Origin of the sequence: Bartonella sp. W8167 (assembly GCF_016100335.1) — a bacterium.
Lineage (GTDB): Bacteria > Pseudomonadota > Alphaproteobacteria > Rhizobiales > Rhizobiaceae > Bartonella > Bartonella apis.
This window is the reverse complement of record NZ_JACFSQ010000001.1, coordinates 1,523,765-1,540,759: the sequence shown is the minus strand read 5'-3', so window position 1 is coordinate 1,540,759 and position 16,995 is coordinate 1,523,765. Positions and strand designations below refer to the sequence as shown.

The 16,995-nt window shown below is 45.5% G+C and carries 15 protein-coding genes; 9 read left to right on the top strand and 6 right to left on the bottom strand.

From position 1 onward, the window contains the following. Positions 1-2 precede the first annotated feature (2 nt). The 5 genes from H3V12_RS06480 to H3V12_RS06460 all read right to left on the bottom strand — a co-directional run bounded on the left by H3V12_RS06480 (position 3) and on the right by H3V12_RS06460 (position 6,605). Complete coding sequence (locus H3V12_RS06480; protein WP_075870347.1) at positions 3-752, bottom strand: electron transfer flavoprotein subunit beta/FixA family protein; 750 nt, start codon at positions 750-752, stop codon at positions 3-5. Positions 753-891: 139 nt separating this feature from the next. Next, the gene (locus tag H3V12_RS06475) at positions 892-2,040 is read right to left on the bottom strand and encodes an acyl-CoA dehydrogenase family protein (protein ID WP_198213621.1); all 1,149 of its coding nucleotides are present in this window, start codon (positions 2,038-2,040) and stop codon (positions 892-894) included. 7 nt (positions 2,041-2,047) lie between these two features. Then, complete coding sequence (locus tag H3V12_RS06470) at positions 2,048-3,229, bottom strand: acyl-CoA dehydrogenase family protein (protein ID WP_198213619.1); 1,182 nt, start codon at positions 3,227-3,229, stop codon at positions 2,048-2,050. A 9-nt stretch (positions 3,230-3,238) separates the two neighbouring features. Beyond that, positions 3,239-4,417 (bottom strand): acetyl-CoA C-acyltransferase, encoded by a 1,179-nt coding sequence (locus H3V12_RS06465; protein ID WP_198213617.1) that lies wholly within the window; start codon positions 4,415-4,417, stop codon positions 3,239-3,241. A 130-nt stretch (positions 4,418-4,547) separates the two neighbouring features. Then, positions 4,548-6,605, bottom strand: coding sequence for a 3-hydroxyacyl-CoA dehydrogenase NAD-binding domain-containing protein (locus tag H3V12_RS06460; RefSeq protein ID WP_198213615.1), 2,058 nt, complete (start codon positions 6,603-6,605; stop codon positions 4,548-4,550). A gap of 649 nt (positions 6,606-7,254) precedes the next feature. Here H3V12_RS06460 and H3V12_RS06455 point away from each other — a divergent pair. The 9 genes from H3V12_RS06455 to H3V12_RS06415 all read left to right on the top strand — a co-directional run bounded on the left by H3V12_RS06455 (position 7,255) and on the right by H3V12_RS06415 (position 15,571). Then, complete coding sequence (locus H3V12_RS06455; protein WP_198213613.1) at positions 7,255-8,424, top strand: ABC transporter substrate-binding protein; 1,170 nt, start codon at positions 7,255-7,257, stop codon at positions 8,422-8,424. A gap of 69 nt (positions 8,425-8,493) precedes the next feature. Further along, positions 8,494-9,369, top strand: coding sequence for a branched-chain amino acid ABC transporter permease (locus H3V12_RS06450; RefSeq protein ID WP_198213611.1), 876 nt, complete (start codon positions 8,494-8,496; stop codon positions 9,367-9,369). A 4-nt stretch (positions 9,370-9,373) separates the two neighbouring features. Continuing rightward, positions 9,374-10,336 carry a branched-chain amino acid ABC transporter permease gene (locus tag H3V12_RS06445; RefSeq protein WP_198213609.1) on the top strand — a complete coding sequence of 321 codons (963 nt, stop codon included), beginning with the start codon at positions 9,374-9,376 and terminating at the stop codon, positions 10,334-10,336. Further along, positions 10,329-11,048 carry an ABC transporter ATP-binding protein gene (locus H3V12_RS06440; protein WP_198213607.1) on the top strand — a complete coding sequence of 240 codons (720 nt, stop codon included), beginning with the start codon at positions 10,329-10,331 and terminating at the stop codon, positions 11,046-11,048. The genes H3V12_RS06445 and H3V12_RS06440 overlap by 8 nt, the downstream gene beginning before the upstream one ends. Continuing rightward, positions 11,035-11,736, top strand: coding sequence for an ABC transporter ATP-binding protein (locus H3V12_RS06435; protein WP_198213605.1), 702 nt, complete (start codon positions 11,035-11,037; stop codon positions 11,734-11,736). The genes H3V12_RS06440 and H3V12_RS06435 overlap by 14 nt, the downstream gene beginning before the upstream one ends. Before the next feature lie 3 nt (positions 11,737-11,739). Continuing rightward, a complete protein-coding gene (locus H3V12_RS06430; RefSeq protein WP_198213603.1) occupies positions 11,740-12,705 on the top strand; it encodes a nitronate monooxygenase family protein in 966 nt (321 codons plus the stop codon). Further along, positions 12,695-13,447, top strand: a complete 753-nt coding sequence (locus tag H3V12_RS06425; protein WP_198213601.1) for an enoyl-CoA hydratase-related protein — start codon at positions 12,695-12,697, stop codon at positions 13,445-13,447. Before H3V12_RS06430 ends, H3V12_RS06425 begins: the two co-directional genes overlap by 11 nt. An 11-nt stretch (positions 13,448-13,458) precedes the next feature. Next, positions 13,459-14,322 (top strand): IclR family transcriptional regulator, encoded by an 864-nt coding sequence (locus H3V12_RS06420; RefSeq protein WP_198213599.1) that lies wholly within the window; start codon positions 13,459-13,461, stop codon positions 14,320-14,322. Next, a complete protein-coding gene (locus H3V12_RS06415) occupies positions 14,300-15,571 on the top strand; it encodes a CoA transferase (protein ID WP_246787493.1) in 1,272 nt (423 codons plus the stop codon). Before H3V12_RS06420 ends, H3V12_RS06415 begins: the two co-directional genes overlap by 23 nt. Before the next feature lie 355 nt (positions 15,572-15,926). Here H3V12_RS06415 and H3V12_RS06410 read toward each other — a convergent pair whose 3' ends face one another. Further along, entirely contained in the window at positions 15,927-16,907 is a 981-nt protein-coding gene (locus H3V12_RS06410) for an aldo/keto reductase (RefSeq protein ID WP_198213597.1), read from the bottom strand. Between the last annotated feature and the right edge of the window lie 88 nt (positions 16,908-16,995).

Here is a 16,995-nt window from a genome sequence, read left to right as displayed (position 1 = left end):
GCTCAGAGCACGCCCGCGTCTTGTTTCAATTTTTCGACAAGTTCGGCAACATTTTTAACCTTTACGCCTGCCTTGCGGGCCTGTGGTTCTTCCACTTTCAGGATTTTTAGTCTGGGTTTGTTGGTTACACCAAGTTCAGCCAGAGTTTTCTGTTCGATCGGCTTTTTGCGCGCACGCATAATGTTTGGAAGAGAGGCATAACGTGGTTCGTTGAGACGTAGATCAACGGTGAGAACAGCCGGAAGTTTTACTGCAATTGTTTGTAAACCGCCATCGACTTCACGTGTTACAACGGCTTCACCATCTTTAAGCTCAAGTTTGGAGGCAAAAGTGGCCTGTCCCCAACCAAGCAAAGCCGCAAGCATTTGTCCTGTCTGGTTGGAATCGTCATCAATAGCCTGTTTTCCGAGGAAAACCATATCCGGTTTTTCGCTGTCAACGACCGCTTTTAGAACTTTTGCAACTGAAAGTGGTTCTATTTCATCATCTGTTGTAACCAGAATAGCCCGATCAGCGCCAACAGCAAGAGCGGTTCGTAATGTTTCCTGTGCAGCCTGTGGCCCGACACTTACAGCAACAACTTCACTTGCGTGACCGGCTTCTTTTTCACGAACAGCCTGTTCAAGCGCTATTTCGTCAAACGGGTTCATGGACATTTTGACATTAGCAAGTTCGACGCCTGTTCCGTCACTTTTTACGCGCGGCTTGACGTTGTAATCTATCACACGTTTTACAGCTACCAATATTTTCATAGGCCTATCCCTTTGCTAGAACCGCTGATCGTTTCCATCCTGCATGCGATGTTATTCGGTTGGAAAGACAATGTATAGGAGTAACATCACTTGAATCCAACCATTTTTGTTGCCTTTCGGGTTTGAAATTCCCCGTCAATCAAGCAACAAGTTTGCCATAATGAATGACGTTCTCGATATGCACATCGTTTGAACCAAAAAGCATTTCAATCATTGTTAAACGACGGAAATAATGCGCGCCGATATATTCCATTGTCATGCCGATACCACCGTGAAGTTGTACCGACATTTGACCTACAAAACGGGCAGATTTATTGATTTGTGCTTTGGCCGCGGAGAGAGTGGCAAGGCGTTCTTGTGTATCCTGTGTATTCAACATCATCATCGCATAATAGCTCATGGAGCGGGCTTGCTCGGATGCAATCATCATATCAACGGCTTTGTGTTGAAGTGCTTGAAAAGTGGAAATAGCGACGCCAAATTGCACACGCTGTTTCAAATATTCGACCGTGAGATGCAATAATTCATCCATAATGCCGGCAGCTTCGGCCATCATTGCAACCATACCTTCTTGCAAAGCACGTTCGATAACGGGAAAAGCTCCGTTTTCCTTGCCGATGCGGTTTTCTTCGTCAATCATGACATTTTTGAATGTAATGTTGGACGCTCGCCCGCCGTCGGCACTCCTGTAATGAACAGCTTCAACGCCTTTTGTGTCTGCTGGCACGATAAACAAACCAAGACCTTCTTCAGGTGCTTTGTTTTCGTCGGTTCTCGCACTGACAATATAATAATCGGCACCTTCTGCATAAGGAACGATCACTTTGGTACCATTCAGCGCGTATTGATTTCCATTTTTTTTAGCGGACAATTCGATATTGAAAGGATCATTGAAAGTTTTTGCCTCATTATGGGCAAATGCAAAACGTTTCTGACCTTCGATCATAATAGAAAGCAATTTACTCTTCCGGCTGTCATTTGCAGCTTTCGACAATATGACTCCGGGAATGACAATATTGTTAAGATAGGGAGCGGCGACCAAACCTCTTCCCAAAGCAGACATGACAATGCCGGTTTCTTCAACACCATAGCCCAGGCCACCATCTGCTTCTGAAAAAGGCATCATTGTGAGGCCCATTTCAACCAGTTGTTGCCAATCGGCATCGCTAAAACCGCAAGTATTTTTCCGGGCGTTGTCAATAGCTTCCAATGTCGAGAATTTTTCGCGAACAAAACGGCCAATGCTGTTTTCCAACATGGATTGTTCTTCATTAAGTTGAAAGTCCATTTTAGCCTCACATTCCCAAAATTGCTTTTGCAATTACATTATGCTGAATTTCGTTTGAACCACCATAGATCGAAACCTTGCGTGTGTTCATATAAAGTCCGGGAACACCGCGCGCCCAATCGACCCCGTCGGGCAGAGCTGCTGCATCACTTCCCGCCAATGATAACGGGCCGGCAAGTTCAAGTAATAATTCAGTTGATGCTTGCTGAAGCTCCGATCCCTTGATTTTTAAAATAGATGATGCCGGATCAGGTGCTTTATCGCCTGCAACTTGTTTTGACAAAACGCGCATTTGCGTTATTTCCAAAGCTTTCAATTCGATTTCAAGCCAGGATAGCCGTTCCCTGAAGCCGGTGTTTTCCCACATGGTTTGCTCGTGATAAGGAACTGTTTTTGCAAGTCGTTTGATCCGCGATACGCGTTCTTTGGTAAGCCCCAACCGTGCAATTCCGGAACGTTCATTGGCCAAAAGAAATTTGGCATATGACCAGCCTTTATTTTCCTCACCTACAAGGTTTTCTGCCGGTACTTTGACGTCGGAAAAGAAAATTTCGTTGACTTCATGTCTTCCGTCAATGGTAATAATGGGGCGGATGGTAATGCCGGGGGTTTTCATATCAATAAGGATGAATGATATACCGGCCTGCTTTTTTACATTGGGATCTGTTCTGACGAGACAGAATATCCAGTCTGCATATTGGCCGAGTGTTGTCCATGTTTTTTGACCATTGACAATGTAATGGTCGCCTTCACGAACAGCTCTTGTCGTCAATGATGCGAGATCCGATCCCGCGCCAGGTTCGGAAAATCCCTGACACCACCAGTCGTCAAGATTGGCAGCACGTTTCAGAAAACGTTCTTTTTGCTTTTGGTTTCCGAATGTAGCAATCACCGGACCAACCATAAAGCAGTTGAACTGGAGCGGAAGGGGAACGGCATTGTAGAGAACTTCTTCGGTAAAAATATAGCGCTGGATAGGCGTCCAGTTTTTTCCTCCCCATTCAATCGGCCAATGCGGTACAGCAAGCCCTGCAGCGTTGAGAATACGTTGCGAGGTCACCATTTCTTCCTTGCTCAAACTCTCACCGGCGCTTACCTTTTCCCGAATTTTTTCGGGAATTTCTGTCTGGAAAAAATGCCGCAACTTATCACGGAATTTCAGCTCTTCATCAGTAAAACGCAAATCCATAATGACACCTCAATTAATTTCAAAAAGTCCGGCACATCCCATGCCACCGGCTACGCACATTGTAACAACCGCATAACGCACACCGCGTCGTTTGCCTTCTATCAAAGCGTGGCCAACCAATCGCGCACCGCTCATTCCAAAGGGATGTCCGATGGCGATCGCCCCGCCGTTGACATTGACAATTTCCGGATCAATTCCCAATGTGTCGCGGCAATAGACAGACTGCGATGCAAAAGCTTCATTGAGTTCCCACAATCCTATGTCGGAGATCTTCAAATGATGGCGTTGCAGTAATCGGGGAACCGCGAAAACGGGACCGATACCCATCTCTTCAGGCGAACAGCCGATAGACACAAAGCCACGAAAAATACCGAGTGGTTCGAGATTTTGCTTGCTCGCTTGTGTTTTGGACATCAGCACACAAACCGAAGCCCCGTCCGATAACTGGCTTGCATTACCGGCCGTCACAAAACGTTCTTCTTTAACCGGATTTAATTTTGACAATGCCTCAAGTGTTGTGCCGGGGCGATTTCCTTCATCCTTTGAAAGGGTAACGGTTTCTTGTGTAACCTCGCCAGTCTCTTTATCGGTTTTCGAGCAAATCGTCGTAATAGGCACAATTTCATCATCAAAAAGGCCTTCTTTTTGTGCCTTGGCTACCCGTCTTTGACTTTCTACAGCAAATTCGTCCTGAGCATGTCTCGATATATTGTAACGTTCTGCAACAAGATCGGCAGTGTCAATCATTGACATATAAATTTCCGGAATATGATCTTTAAGCCAGGGATTGACGACAAGGTCACGCCGTACATTCGGCTGGACAAGGGAAATAGATTCCACTCCGCCGGCAACCATGGTTGGAACTTTGTCACACATAATACGATGGGCAGCATCGGCAATTGCCTGTAAGCCGGACGCACAAAAACGAGAAACGGTGACACCCGAAGATTTTACCGGCAATCCCGCAATAAGCGATGCATGGCGGGCAACATTGCCTCCCGTTGCTGCTTCAGGAAAGCCACAACCAAGGACAACATCTTCGACATCGGCCGGCTCAATACCTATTTTAGTTATTGCCGCTTTGATACAATGGGCAGCGAGATCTGCGCCATGTGTCATGTTGAGACTTCCGCGAAATGCCTTGCCAATCGGCGTTCTGGCAGTCGAAACGATAACAGCTTCATCCATTCTCTCACTCCCGAAATAAACGATTTACACGGTGTTATGCCAATCTTCCTCTCTCATGACCGGCAAATGTAAAATCGTATGGACTGGTCTTTGACCGATTGGTTTTAATCCCGTTCAGTCTTTCCTCTGTTCAGTCTTCAAAATGCTTGTTCGATTTCACCAATTGTTCAAGCAATGGTGCAGGCTTAAGACTTTCGTCACCGAATTCTTCGGCATAATGTTCAAGCCTGCCGGCGATGAGCTTCAGTCCCTTATGGTCGGCAAAATAGATGGGGCCGCCACGCCAGATCGGCCAGCCATAACCGTTGCACCATATGACATCAATGTCGCTTGCACGCGCGACAATGCCTTCTTCAATAATGCGGGCGCCTTCATTAATCATCGGATAAATCAGGCGTTCGATAATTTCATCATCCGATATCGGACGACGTTTTATGCCAAGCTTTTTCGATACATCTTCAATAAGCTTTTCAATCTCGGGATCGCGTTCGCCTGTCCTTGAGCCATTTTTATAAATATAATAGCCACGTCCGGTTTTCTGACCGAAATATCCCAATTCGCAGATAGCATCAGCGATAGGAAAGACCTGTCCGGTTGCTTTGCGGTTGCGCCAGCCAATATCAAGTCCGGCAAGGTCGGAAACTGCATAAGGCCCCATTTTGAAACCGAAGTCGGTCATTGCCTTATCAATTTGCCATGGCAGAGCGCCATCTTGTAACAATTTTTCGGAAGCTTCGGTTCTTCTTGCCAACATCCGATTGCCGACAAAGCCGTGACAAACGCCAACAACAACCGGAATTTTGCCTATTTTTCTAGCAAAATTTACCGAACCTACCAAAACCGGTAGCGAAGTTTTTTTGGCTCTAACGACTTCAAGAAGGCGCATAATATTGGCGGGCGAGAAAAAATGAAGTCCGAGTACATTTTCAGCACGGGCTGTAACGCCTGCAATCTCGTTCACATCAAGGTAGGATGTGTTGGTTGCAAGAATAGCAGAAGGCTTTGCAATTTTATCAAGTGCGGTGAATATATCTTTTTTCACCTTCATATCTTCAAAGGCTGCCTCGATAATCAGATCAGCGTGACCTGCATGGTCAAGGCCGATTTCACCTTTGATGGATTCGACGCATTTTTGTCCGGCTTCTTTTGTCATCCTTCCACGGTCAATGAGGCTCTGATACGTATCGGCAATTTTTTTCAATCCACGTTGTAAGGCTTCGGGATTTGTTTCGATAAGCGTAACAGGAAACCCCTTGCTTGCCGCCGCCATAGCAATGCCTGAACCCATTGTTCCGGCTCCTATGACTGCCAGCGAATTTATCGTGACAGGCGTAGCATTGCTTATGTTGATTTTCGCGGCAGCGCGTTCGGCAAAAAAAGCATATCGCATAGCTTTTGAACGATCATCATTTTGCAAATAAGAAAAATGGTCTCGTGTGCGCTTGAGATTGTCTGAAAAATTTTCGCGAAACCCCGCTTGCATCGTGTCAATAAGAGCTGCAATTCCTGGATTTTCAGACTTCTTCGTAAGTTCTTTTTGAACCAGTGCGTCAAAGGCTTGTTTATTATCGCGGCTAACAAAAGCCGCGTCGTCCATATGGTTTTCATAGTGTTCGGCTACAAGCGTATTTGCCAATTTTATTGCTTCTCCAACAAGATCGCCATCGGCAATAAGTGAAATGATTCCACTCGAAAGGGCCGCCTTTGCAGAAAGCGGTTTTCCGCTTTTTGCCAATTCAAAGGTTTTGTCGGCTCCGATGATGGGAGGCAAAAGTTGTAACGCTCCCGCACCGGGAATGAGCCCCAGATTGATTTCCGGCAGGCCGATTTGGGCTTTTGGCCCAGCTATGCGTTTCGAGCAGCTAAGAGCAATTTCGGCACCACCGCCAAAGGCTACACCGTTGATTGCAGCAACCACCGGTTTTTTGAAATGACGGATTTTTTCGATGAGATCGAAAAGAACCGGCGGCTTAGCCGGCTTGCCGAACTCGGTAATATCGGCACCAGCGACGAAGACATTGAGTTTTGAAGCAATGACTGCCGAACCAATGGCTTTGTCAGCAGCGATTTTGTCCAAAGCTATGTCAATTTGCGACCGCAGCGTTTGGGACAAAGCATTCACTGGCGGATTATTAAGCCATATAATTCCCACGCCTTCTCTTACTTCCAATGAAACAATATCCGTCATTAATACCTCCCAGTAATGAATGCCTGCTGCCGTCGACGTCGAAAAACGTTCTTTTTAATTTAATGATAAGCACGAAAGTGATTTTCGACCCGTGCCGGAATTTGGTGTGTTAATCCGTTCCCCCTCCAGAAACTGATTTGTTATTCTGCATAATGGAAAATAAATTGCAATGTCAAAGATCAAGTTTTGTTCACAATTATGTTTGCAAGTTAAATTGGCATCCAATTTTTCGATTAAAAACAAACAGAATTACGAGTATTTTTAGTAAAAACGTTTTTATCGTCGATATTTTAGAAAATTCACGTCAACAAAAAGTCTATTTTTATCGAAAATAACCTTCAAATGAGGTGAGGCTTATATCCGGAGAAATTGAACATTGCATTGCCTCTGCAATGAACGGAAAATTTGGGAAAGGCCCATTTTTATCCTATTATTCCACTATGCAGAAAAATATTGACGGGTTTTCTTGAATTGGTTATTGTCACAAACTGGGAGATTATACGGGAGGAGTAGAACAATCTTTTTTCACAAAAATTATAGTGTTTAATAGTAATAAATATAATATTATACGATTAATAGCATGTTTTTATTTAAATATAAATACCTATAGAATAATGATAAATAGAAACATAGAGCGGGAGGAAAATATATGTTTCGTAATTTATTTGTATATCTATTTATATCGGTCAGCGGTATATTCGGTTTTTCGGCTGTTTCATTTGCTGAAGACTATGTCGTTGGTGCTCATTTGCCATTAACAGGAGCTTTTGCACGGGCGGGGCAGGCTTATCGTGAAGGTATGTTGGTTGCCGAACATCTTCATAACCTCAATAACGAAACAAAAGTAAGATTCGATATTGTCGATGATGAAAGTACTGCGACCAAAGCAGTGACTGCTGTTGAAAAATTTGCAAGTAGTGGCGATGTTGCCGTTATCGGCGGTTATGCTTCAAGCATTATCGGGCCGGCCTCCGAAGTGTCCAATCGTTATGGCGTTACTTATATGACGGCGGGTGCCGTGTCGGAAGAACTGACAAGACGGGGATTGAAAACATTTTTCCGCGTCAATAACAATGGCGGTTATGCGGTTGCAGTCAATGGAATGCTTGACGAGCTAAAACCTACGAAAGTTGCGATTTTTGTAAACACACGTAGCGATGCTCCCAGTCTTCTTGCAAAATCGGTAGGAGCCCATCTCAAACAGCAAAACATCGAATTTGTTGAATATCCTTTTGACGCTTCAACCACCAATTTCCAGCCGCTGGTCAATAGGATGCGTTTGCGTGACAAACCGGATGTCATCCTGATGATCGTTTATGAAAATGATTACATCGGAATTTTGCGTGCGGCTAAACTTATCAAGCCCGATGTTAAGGCTATGGTTGGAACATGGAGTGTTGCAACAGTCAAAATGCAGGAAGATTTTCCCGATCTTATGGAGAAAGTTATAGGCTGCGCTCTGATTTCCTTTCCGGCTGCATTCAACGACGAGGAAGGCAAAACCTTCCAAGCAACCTATAAAGAACTTTACGGCAAGGATGTCGATTATCAGGCAGTTTACGGTTATGTTCAGGCAAAACTTGTTTTCGACGCAATTGATCGCCTGGCCAAAAAGGGTTCATTCGACCGGACAAAACTTGCTGATGAATTACGTGCCGAGGAAGTTGACAGCCTGATTGGCAAAATCAAGTTTGATGATACCGGCGAGAACATACATTTTTCGCTGCGTATGGCCCAACATCAAGGCAAAGAACTGCCAATTGTTGCACCATCAGATAAAGCCACAAAACCGCTTCTGTTGCCGGCTCGCCCTTGGTGAAGGGTGTTAAACCGCGTTGTTTCGTATGCAATACGGAATGAAATTTTTTCCCTAAAACTCAAGAGTTCTATGATGGATTTATTGCTACCGGCAATTTTTACAGCACTTACAATAGGAGCAGTCTATGCATTGATTGCTTTAGGCCTTGCTCTTGTTTTCGGTGCGATGAAGATTATTAATCTTGCCCATGGTGAACTGGTACTATTGGCAGCCTATATCGGCTACATGTTTGAAAGCCAGTGGGGGTATAACCCTTATCTTGCAATTCCGGTAGCGTTTTTAGTGGTCGGGCTCATTGCATGTCTCATTTTTATTTTGCTCAACCGGATCACCAGACAACGCGAACTGAATTCGCTGATATTCACCTATTCCTTCGGCATTATTATTACCAATGCAATTCTCATCATAGCGCGAAATGAGCCACGTATGAGCGCCGAGATGCAGGAAACGGTCGAACCGCTTCTCGCAATTGATATTTTTGCCACTTATAGTCAGCTTATTGCGCTTGTTCTTGCCATTCTTCTCATGTTGGTCTTGTGGCTGTGGCTCAAAAACAGCTGGTATGGGAGGGCGGTGCGCGCAGTAACTTCAAACCGTAATGCCGCCAAACTGATGGGTATCAACCCCGTTCGTACCGAACTTGTTTCATTTGTTATTGGTGCTTTGCTTGCGACTGTCGCGGGAATAGCACTTTATACTTTTCAGCCGATCACTCCCGGTCTTGGACATATGCTGACGATCAAAGCCTTCATTATCACAGTGCTTGCCGGCATCGGTTCGATTCCGGGGGTGTTGTTAGGTGCGATTTTGCTGGCTCTCGCCCAGACCATGACTGAAAGTTATTTCAATGCGTCATTTGCCAATATGGTTTCGATGCTGCTGTTCCTCGCTGTACTGATTTTCCTTCCGAATGGTCTTTTCGGCAAAACACAGCGGAGAGGATAGAAAAATGGCAAAGCTTCAATCTTCTATTTTGTTTGTCTTGCTCATCATTATCGCAGGTGTTTTGCCATTCTTCCTGAATGATTATTATTTGATGACGATTATCTCGTCATTGGTCATCGCGGGGCTTGCTTTGTCATGGGCTATGCTTTCCAATCTTGGTGGTATGACGAGTTTTGGTCATGCGGCATTTTTCGGAATAGCATCTTATGCGAGTGCAATTGTTACCATGCGCTGTGGCGTTCCGGTTTTAATTGCTATTCCATTTGCCGCAATTATCGCTGCTCTTTCAGCCGTTTTGATGTTGCCGATTATAAGATTGTCAGGGTCCTATTTTGCTTTGGCTATTCTCGGTTATGCGCAAATTTTCTATGGACTGGCAGTCGAAATGCCGCAATGGACAAATGGTCCTGCAGGCATAAGCTCCATCCCGCCGCTTCCGGAAGTTCTGGGTATCGATTTTTCACAACGCCTTAGTGCCTATTTCCTGATGCTTGTCATCATTCTGATTATTGCATTTATTTATGGTTTCATTCTCCGGTCCAGAACCGGTTTGGCATTGAAAGCAATAGCCGGAAGCGAGGACGCAAGTCTGGTTGTCGGTGTCAATGCTGTGAGGCTCAAATTTCTAATTCTCTTATTATCGGCTTTCATTGCCGGACTTATCGGCGCTTTTAATACGCATCTCATCGGCTCACTCAACCCGGATGATGCATTTTCTGCCAATTGGAGCCTTTTGCCGATCATTGCCGCTATTTTCGGTGGTGCACGAACATTGTGGGGGCCGGCTATCGGTGCTGTCGTGATCTATCTGTTCGACCAGATTGTTGCAAAAGAATTTTTTGCAATTGTTTTCCATACTTCGGTCGGGCACCAGATCATTCTGGGAATTATTCTGGCATTACTTATTCTCCTTGCACCTGATGGACTTTTATCGCTCTTTTTCAGGAATAGGAAAGCTCATGCTTGAGATCAAAAATATTACAGTCCGGTTTGGCGGCCTTGTTGCTGTAAACAATGTGTCTTTTAATGTTGGCAGCCATGAAATTTTAGGGCTTATCGGTCCAAACGGTGCTGGTAAAACGACGCTCTTCAATGCGGTTTCGGGACTTGTTCGCCCGACATTCGGCCATGTCATTATGGACAAAAGCGATATAACGCGATTGGCACTTTATAAGCGTGCCCGTCTGGGATTAGGGCGCACCTTCCAGATTCCGAAGCCCATGCACCATCTCACAGTACGGGAAAATCTGATTGTTGCCCAAACCTTCGGAGCTCGCGAGAATAATTCCAAAAAAATAGATGATATTCTTGAATTGTTGGAAATTCACCATAAAGCTGATAGCGATGCGGCAAGCGAACTTGCCATGCAAGAACTCAAGCGGCTGGAAATTGCCAAAGCGCTTGCAACGAGACCGAAATTGTTACTGCTTGACGAAGTGCTGGCCGGCCTTGAAAGTCAAGCAAAACGTCTGTTTATGGAAAAGTTGAAACAGATCAATTCGGCGCTCGGTATCGGAATTATTATTGTCGAACATGATATAGAGACAATTTCCAAGCTTTGTTCGCGGGTTATCGCATTGAATTTCGGCGAATTGATTGCCGACGGGACGCCACGTGAAGTCTTTACCAACCCGAAAGTCATAGAAAGTTACACAGGTGCAAGTCATGTTGAAGATTGAAGATTTGCATACCGGTTATGGCGCGATCACGATATTGCGCGGTGTGTCGCTTGAATTTCCCGAAAAGCAATTGACGACAATTGTTGGTCCGAACGGCGCGGGCAAAACCACTTTGTTACGAGCAATTACCGGATTGTTACCATACGAGGGAACGGTCGAAATAAAAGGCAAAAACGTTGCGGGAAAAAAGACTTGGGACTTTGTCGGTGTCAAACTTGCAATGGTTCCGGAAGGTCGCATGATTTTTCCGGATATGACAGTCGAGGAAAATCTCGCTTTGGGTGCTTTTGATAAACGATGCCGTGCAACTTTTTCTTCCAAAGCGGAAGAAATGTATGTTTTGTTTCCCAAATTGAAGGAGCGCCGTCTGCAGTTGGCGGGATCACTGTCAGGCGGCGAAGCGCAAATGCTTGCAATGGCGCGTGCATTGATGTCGGATCCTGAAATTCTTCTGATCGATGAACCTTCGTTAGGGCTCTCACCGGTCATGGTGAAAGAAGTCTTCAATATTATCGGCCGCATGAAAGAGCATGGCGTAACAATCGTTCTGGTCGAACAAAATACCCGCATGGCCATCGCCATTGCCGATTTGGTCTACCTCATGCGGGATGGCAAGATTTTGCTAAAGCAACCGGCCGCCGACGTCGATCTTCATGCATTACACGAACTTTATCTGGCACAGGAATAGACCATGTCACTTCAAGATATCATTGAACATCTTGCACTTCCGGCAATTGCTTCGCCGCTCTTTATCGTTTCCAATCCGCAATTGGTTATCGCTGAATGCTGTAATGGAATTATCGGTTCCATTCCTTCCCTCAATGCGCGTCAAAAGGAAGATTTTCCCCTTATGCTTGCAACAATTGAGGAGGGCATCCAAAAAGCTGTCTCGACGGGAAAATGTAGAAAAGCGGCTCCCTATGCGGTCAATCTGATTGTCCACTCTTCCAATGACCGGCTTGACCATGATCTTGGTGTTTGTGCCGAACATAAAGTTCCGGTGGTTATCACTTCCCTTCATGCACCGGGAAAAGTGGTTGAAGCCGTTCATAATTACGGTGGAGTGGTGCTTCATGATGTCATCAGTATAAGGCACGCGAAAAAAGCATTGAACGAGGGAGTTGATGGTCTTATCGCGGTTTGCGCAGGCGCAGGCGGGCATGGTGGCTCGCTCAGTCCTTTTGCGCTGATCGGCGAAATACGCCGATTTTACGACGGTGTAATTGTTCTTTCAGGAGCAATATCACGGGGCGATGATATTCTTGCCGCTCAGGCAATGGGTGCCAATGCGGCTTATATCGGTACGCGTTTTATCGCAACTCCGGAAGCAAATGCGGTCGATGAATATAAAGAAATGATTATCCAATCGGATGCGAGCGGGATTGTTTACACACCTTTTTTCACCGGTGTAAATGGCAATTACCTGAGAGAGAGTATCGTTCGTTCGGGTCTTGATCCGGATGATTTGAAAAATGGTCTGTCAGCAAATTTCGGTTCGACGCGGGTCAAGCCCTGGAAAAATATTTGGGGTGCAGGGCAGGGCGTCGGTAATATTGACGAGATACTGCCTGCATCCGAAGTTATTGCCAAATTGAAAAGAGAATATCGGGCCGCTTTTCACCGTCTGCAGAATAAGGGGGCAATCTATGTCCGATAAAATACTGGTTGAAATACCAATTCCTGAAGTCTGTCATATCATTATGAACAGACCCGAGAAACATAATGCACTTGATCGGGAAACATATCGGTTGTTGACTAATGCGCTCCGGAATGCCGACGAGAACGAAAATGTCAGGGTCATTGTGCTTTCCGGAGCAGGTAACTCTTTTACCGCCGGCAATGACCTTCATGATTTCACCGGAGAGAGTTTGCTTGATGGGGAAGGCCATTCTCCGGGTTTGAAATTGCTGCTCACACTTCATGGCGTGAAAAAACCGATCATTGCGGCTGTGGAAGGTTATGCAGTCGGGATAGGAGCCACAATGCTTAACCATTGCGACCTTGCTTATAGTGGAACGAGCGCCCGTTTCAGATTTCCCTTTGCAACTTTGGGACTCTCTCCGGAAGGTGGATCGACATTCTATCTCCCGCTTGCGGCAGGCTACAAAAAGGCAGCCGAATTGCTGTTTTTCGGAGATTTTTTCAGTGCACAGGATGCCTTACAGTTCCATCTTTTGAACGCTATTGTTGAAGACAATAATGCCGTTCCTCATGCACTTCAAAAAGCGGAAAAACTTGCAAAAATGCCGTTTCAATCCATATTGGCAACCAAAAAAATGCTGAAAAAACGGAATAGGGCAAAAATAGTGTCAGTCCTTGAAGAAGAAGCAAAAACATTTCACAACTTGCGAATGAGTGCAGAAACCCAGAAAATTATCAAAGGATTTTTCGGTAAATAGCAGGAATCATAATGGCGCGTAAAAGAACATCTATTCCATCCACTGATATTCCGTTGACCGACAGCAACAAGGTTGACAGAAATACCGAACGCCATTTTGTGACAGCTCTCGGGCGCGGGCTGAAAGTGCTTGCCTGTTTCCGCCATGGAGACATTCTGCTTTCTAACAATGAAATCTCCGAACGCTGTAATCTGCCGCGTTCCACCGTTTCAAGACTAACCTACACACTGATGCGCTTGGGCTATCTCTATTATGTTGAAAGTAAAGGGAAATACCGGTTGGGAGCGGCTGTGATCACACTTGGTACGACAATGCTTTCAAGCCTTACTATAAGGTCTATCGCCAAACCTTACATGCAGGAATTGTCGGATATGAGCGGGGCATCTGTCGGGCTTGGCATTGCCGACCACCGAAGCGCACTTTACCTCGAATATTGTACACCGGCCAAAGGTTCCGTTTTGCCGACCGAGTTGGGAACGCGTATTTCCATTATCAACAGTGCAATGGGACGTGCATTGCTCGCTGCCAGCACCGAACGTGATCGCGAAGCAATTTTTTATGATATTCGCCGACGCGATGAAATTGAATGGCCGCAGATATATGACGAAATTAAAAAAGCAATCCATGAACATGAAATGACGGGGTGTTGCACCTCTTTTCAGGATTGGCAACAGGATATCAATGCGATAGCTGCCGGCTTCAATCCGGGTGAGGGGCTACCTGTTATGTCGATTAATGTGGCAGGACCCGCTGGAATGATTGGGAAAGACTTACTGCTTGGAGAGGTGAGGGAGAAATTATTGGGAATCGTTCAGCTGTTGAAAAACAGCCAGACGATAGAAGGAGGAGATCATGAAAGGAAATATAAGCACTAGGAAAAAGACCAAGGGCGATGGAGGTAGAACGCCGGCAAACAGGAAAGCAATACCTGGTGAACCATTGGCAGGTTTGAAAGTGATTGATGCTTCAAGAGTTCTTGCCGGGCCGTTGTCTGCGCAATGTCTGGGAGATATGGGAGCGGACGTTATCAAGATAGAACATCCCGAACGTGGCGATGATACACGTGATTGGGGGGTGCGTATTGGCGAGCGCGATACAACCTATTTTTATTCTATGAACCGCAATAAGCGATCTATAAGTCTGGATTACACCAATCGGAAAGATCTTGATGTTGTATTGAAACTTGTCAAAGATGCCGATGTATTTATTCAAAATTTCAAATATGGTGGAGCGGAAAAACTCGGTATCGGTTATGAACAATTGTCCAAAATAAACCCGAGGCTTATTTATTGTTCGATTTCCGGCTATGACCGCCATAGTTCGGAAAAAGACCGTCTGGGTTATGACATCGTTTTACAAGGTGAAACGGGGCTCATGGGAATGAATGGCGATCTCGGCCAATCACCATTGAAATTCGGTGTCGCGGTGGTGGATTTGTTTGCCGGACTATACAGTGCACAGGCTATCCTTGCCGCGCTTTATGAGCGGGATCGAACAGGGCTTGGCAGCCATGTCGAAATATCACTTTACCATACAGCTGTTCAGCTTACGGCTTATTACGGTCTGGAAGCGCTAGCAATTGGAAAAGATCCTCAAAAATGGGGTAACAATCACCCCGCTATTGTTCCTTATGGCGTTTATGAAGCCGCAGATGGTCCGGTTGTTATAGCTGTCGGTAATTTCAGGCAGTTTACTGCTTTTTGCACCAAAGTCATTGACCGACCGGATATTATGGAAGACCCGCGTTTCAAGACCAATCTGGACAGAATAAAAAACAGGGATATTATTGGCCCCCTTTTCAAGGAGGAAGTAAAAAAGTTTCCGCGCGCCGAGTTGATCCGTCGTATGAACGAGGTCGATATTCCCTGTGGCGAAGTGGACGGGCTTTATGCGGCGATGACTTCAAAACGCGCACAAGAAAATCAAATGGTGTGCGAGGTTGACCACCCGAGTGCGGGCAAGGCTAAAGTCCTAAACCCGCCTTACCGTTTTCATGGTACGCGTTCGCCTTTGCAACGTCGCCCGCCAATGCTTGGCGAACACAATATCGAAATTCTTAAAGATGTGCTCGGTCTAGGCGATGAAGAAGTAGATGATTTCATGCACCGGCATCATCCGGATTGAAATAACGAAATTCAAACGTGTTTTGGCAATAAAAGCACAGCATCTGATGATTGATGCTGTGCTTTTTTGTGTCTCTCCATACGACAGTCATAAAATGGGTAGTAACGGGGAAGCATAACACTCTATCAATCAACGTGCGACCAAATGCTTTGTTGGATTTGACAAAGTGTTCCTCCTGCAATACGCAAAGTGTGACTCCTGCAGTTTATGGGGATTATTAACGAAATTCGCCTCTAAAAACCGGAGATTTGGCCGGAGATCGTTGGTTGTCGCGGAATGACCGGTTTACATTCCGAGAGCCGGATGTATCCCCCTAAATAATTGTTGTTTCAACGTTATTTTAAGTTGCATCGCTTTACCATGCATAAGCTTCGGGCGCTTCGCCTTTCGGGCCTGGCCAGATTTTGTCGAGTTTATCCAGTGTTTCTTTTGACAAAGAAATATCAACAGCTTTCAAATTTGCTTCCAATTGGGCTTTTGTTCTAGGTCCGATAATCGGAGCGCTAACAACGGGATTATTGAGGCACCAGGCAAGCGCAACATCTGCCGGTTTTTCATTCAATTCTTTGCATAAAGTTTCATAGGCAACGAGCTGATCGTGGTGTTCAGCAACAACATTTTCAAGATCGGCGCGACGGCCACTCTCGAATTTGTCGAGTGCTCCTGCAAGTAATCCGCCGTCAAGCGGACTCCACAAAATCAATCCCAGACCATGATAGCGGCAGGCGGGAATGACTTCGGTTTCGATGGCACGATTTCTCAGATTATAGATGTCCTGTTCACTGACAAGGCCGAGCATATGCCGTTCAACGGCTTTGCCTTGCGCTGTTGCAATGTGCCAGCCCGCAAAATTCGACGAACCGACATAGGAAATCTTTCCTTGCGTGATGAGAACCTCCATTGCTTCCCAAATTTCATCCCACGGAGTTCCGCGGTCGATATGGTGCATTTGGTAAAGGTCGATATGATCGGTTTTAAGCCGTTTGAGACTGGCTTCACAAGCACGACGTATATGGTAGGCGGAAAGGTGCCTGTCATTTACACCATAATCCATCGGTTGATAAAGCTTGGTGGCAAGAACAATCCGGTCACGTTTGCCGCTATTTTTGATCCAGTTGCCGATAAATTCTTCTGAAATTCCGCTTCCTTTCGGAATTTCGGGATATTGGCGCGTTCCATAAATATCGGCCGTGTCAAACAGATTAATTCCATTATCAACGGCTGCATCCATAATATTGAATGCTTCTTTTTCGTCCGTTAGATAGCCGAAATTCATCGACCCCAATGCCAACCGACTAACTTTAAGACCGGTGCGACCAAGATGGGTATATTTCATTTTATTTTCCTCTTTTAGAACAGATCGCGCGAAAATTGAGTGTGATTGATTGGATGGGCTAACTTCCGGAAAGTTCCTGATGAAACCG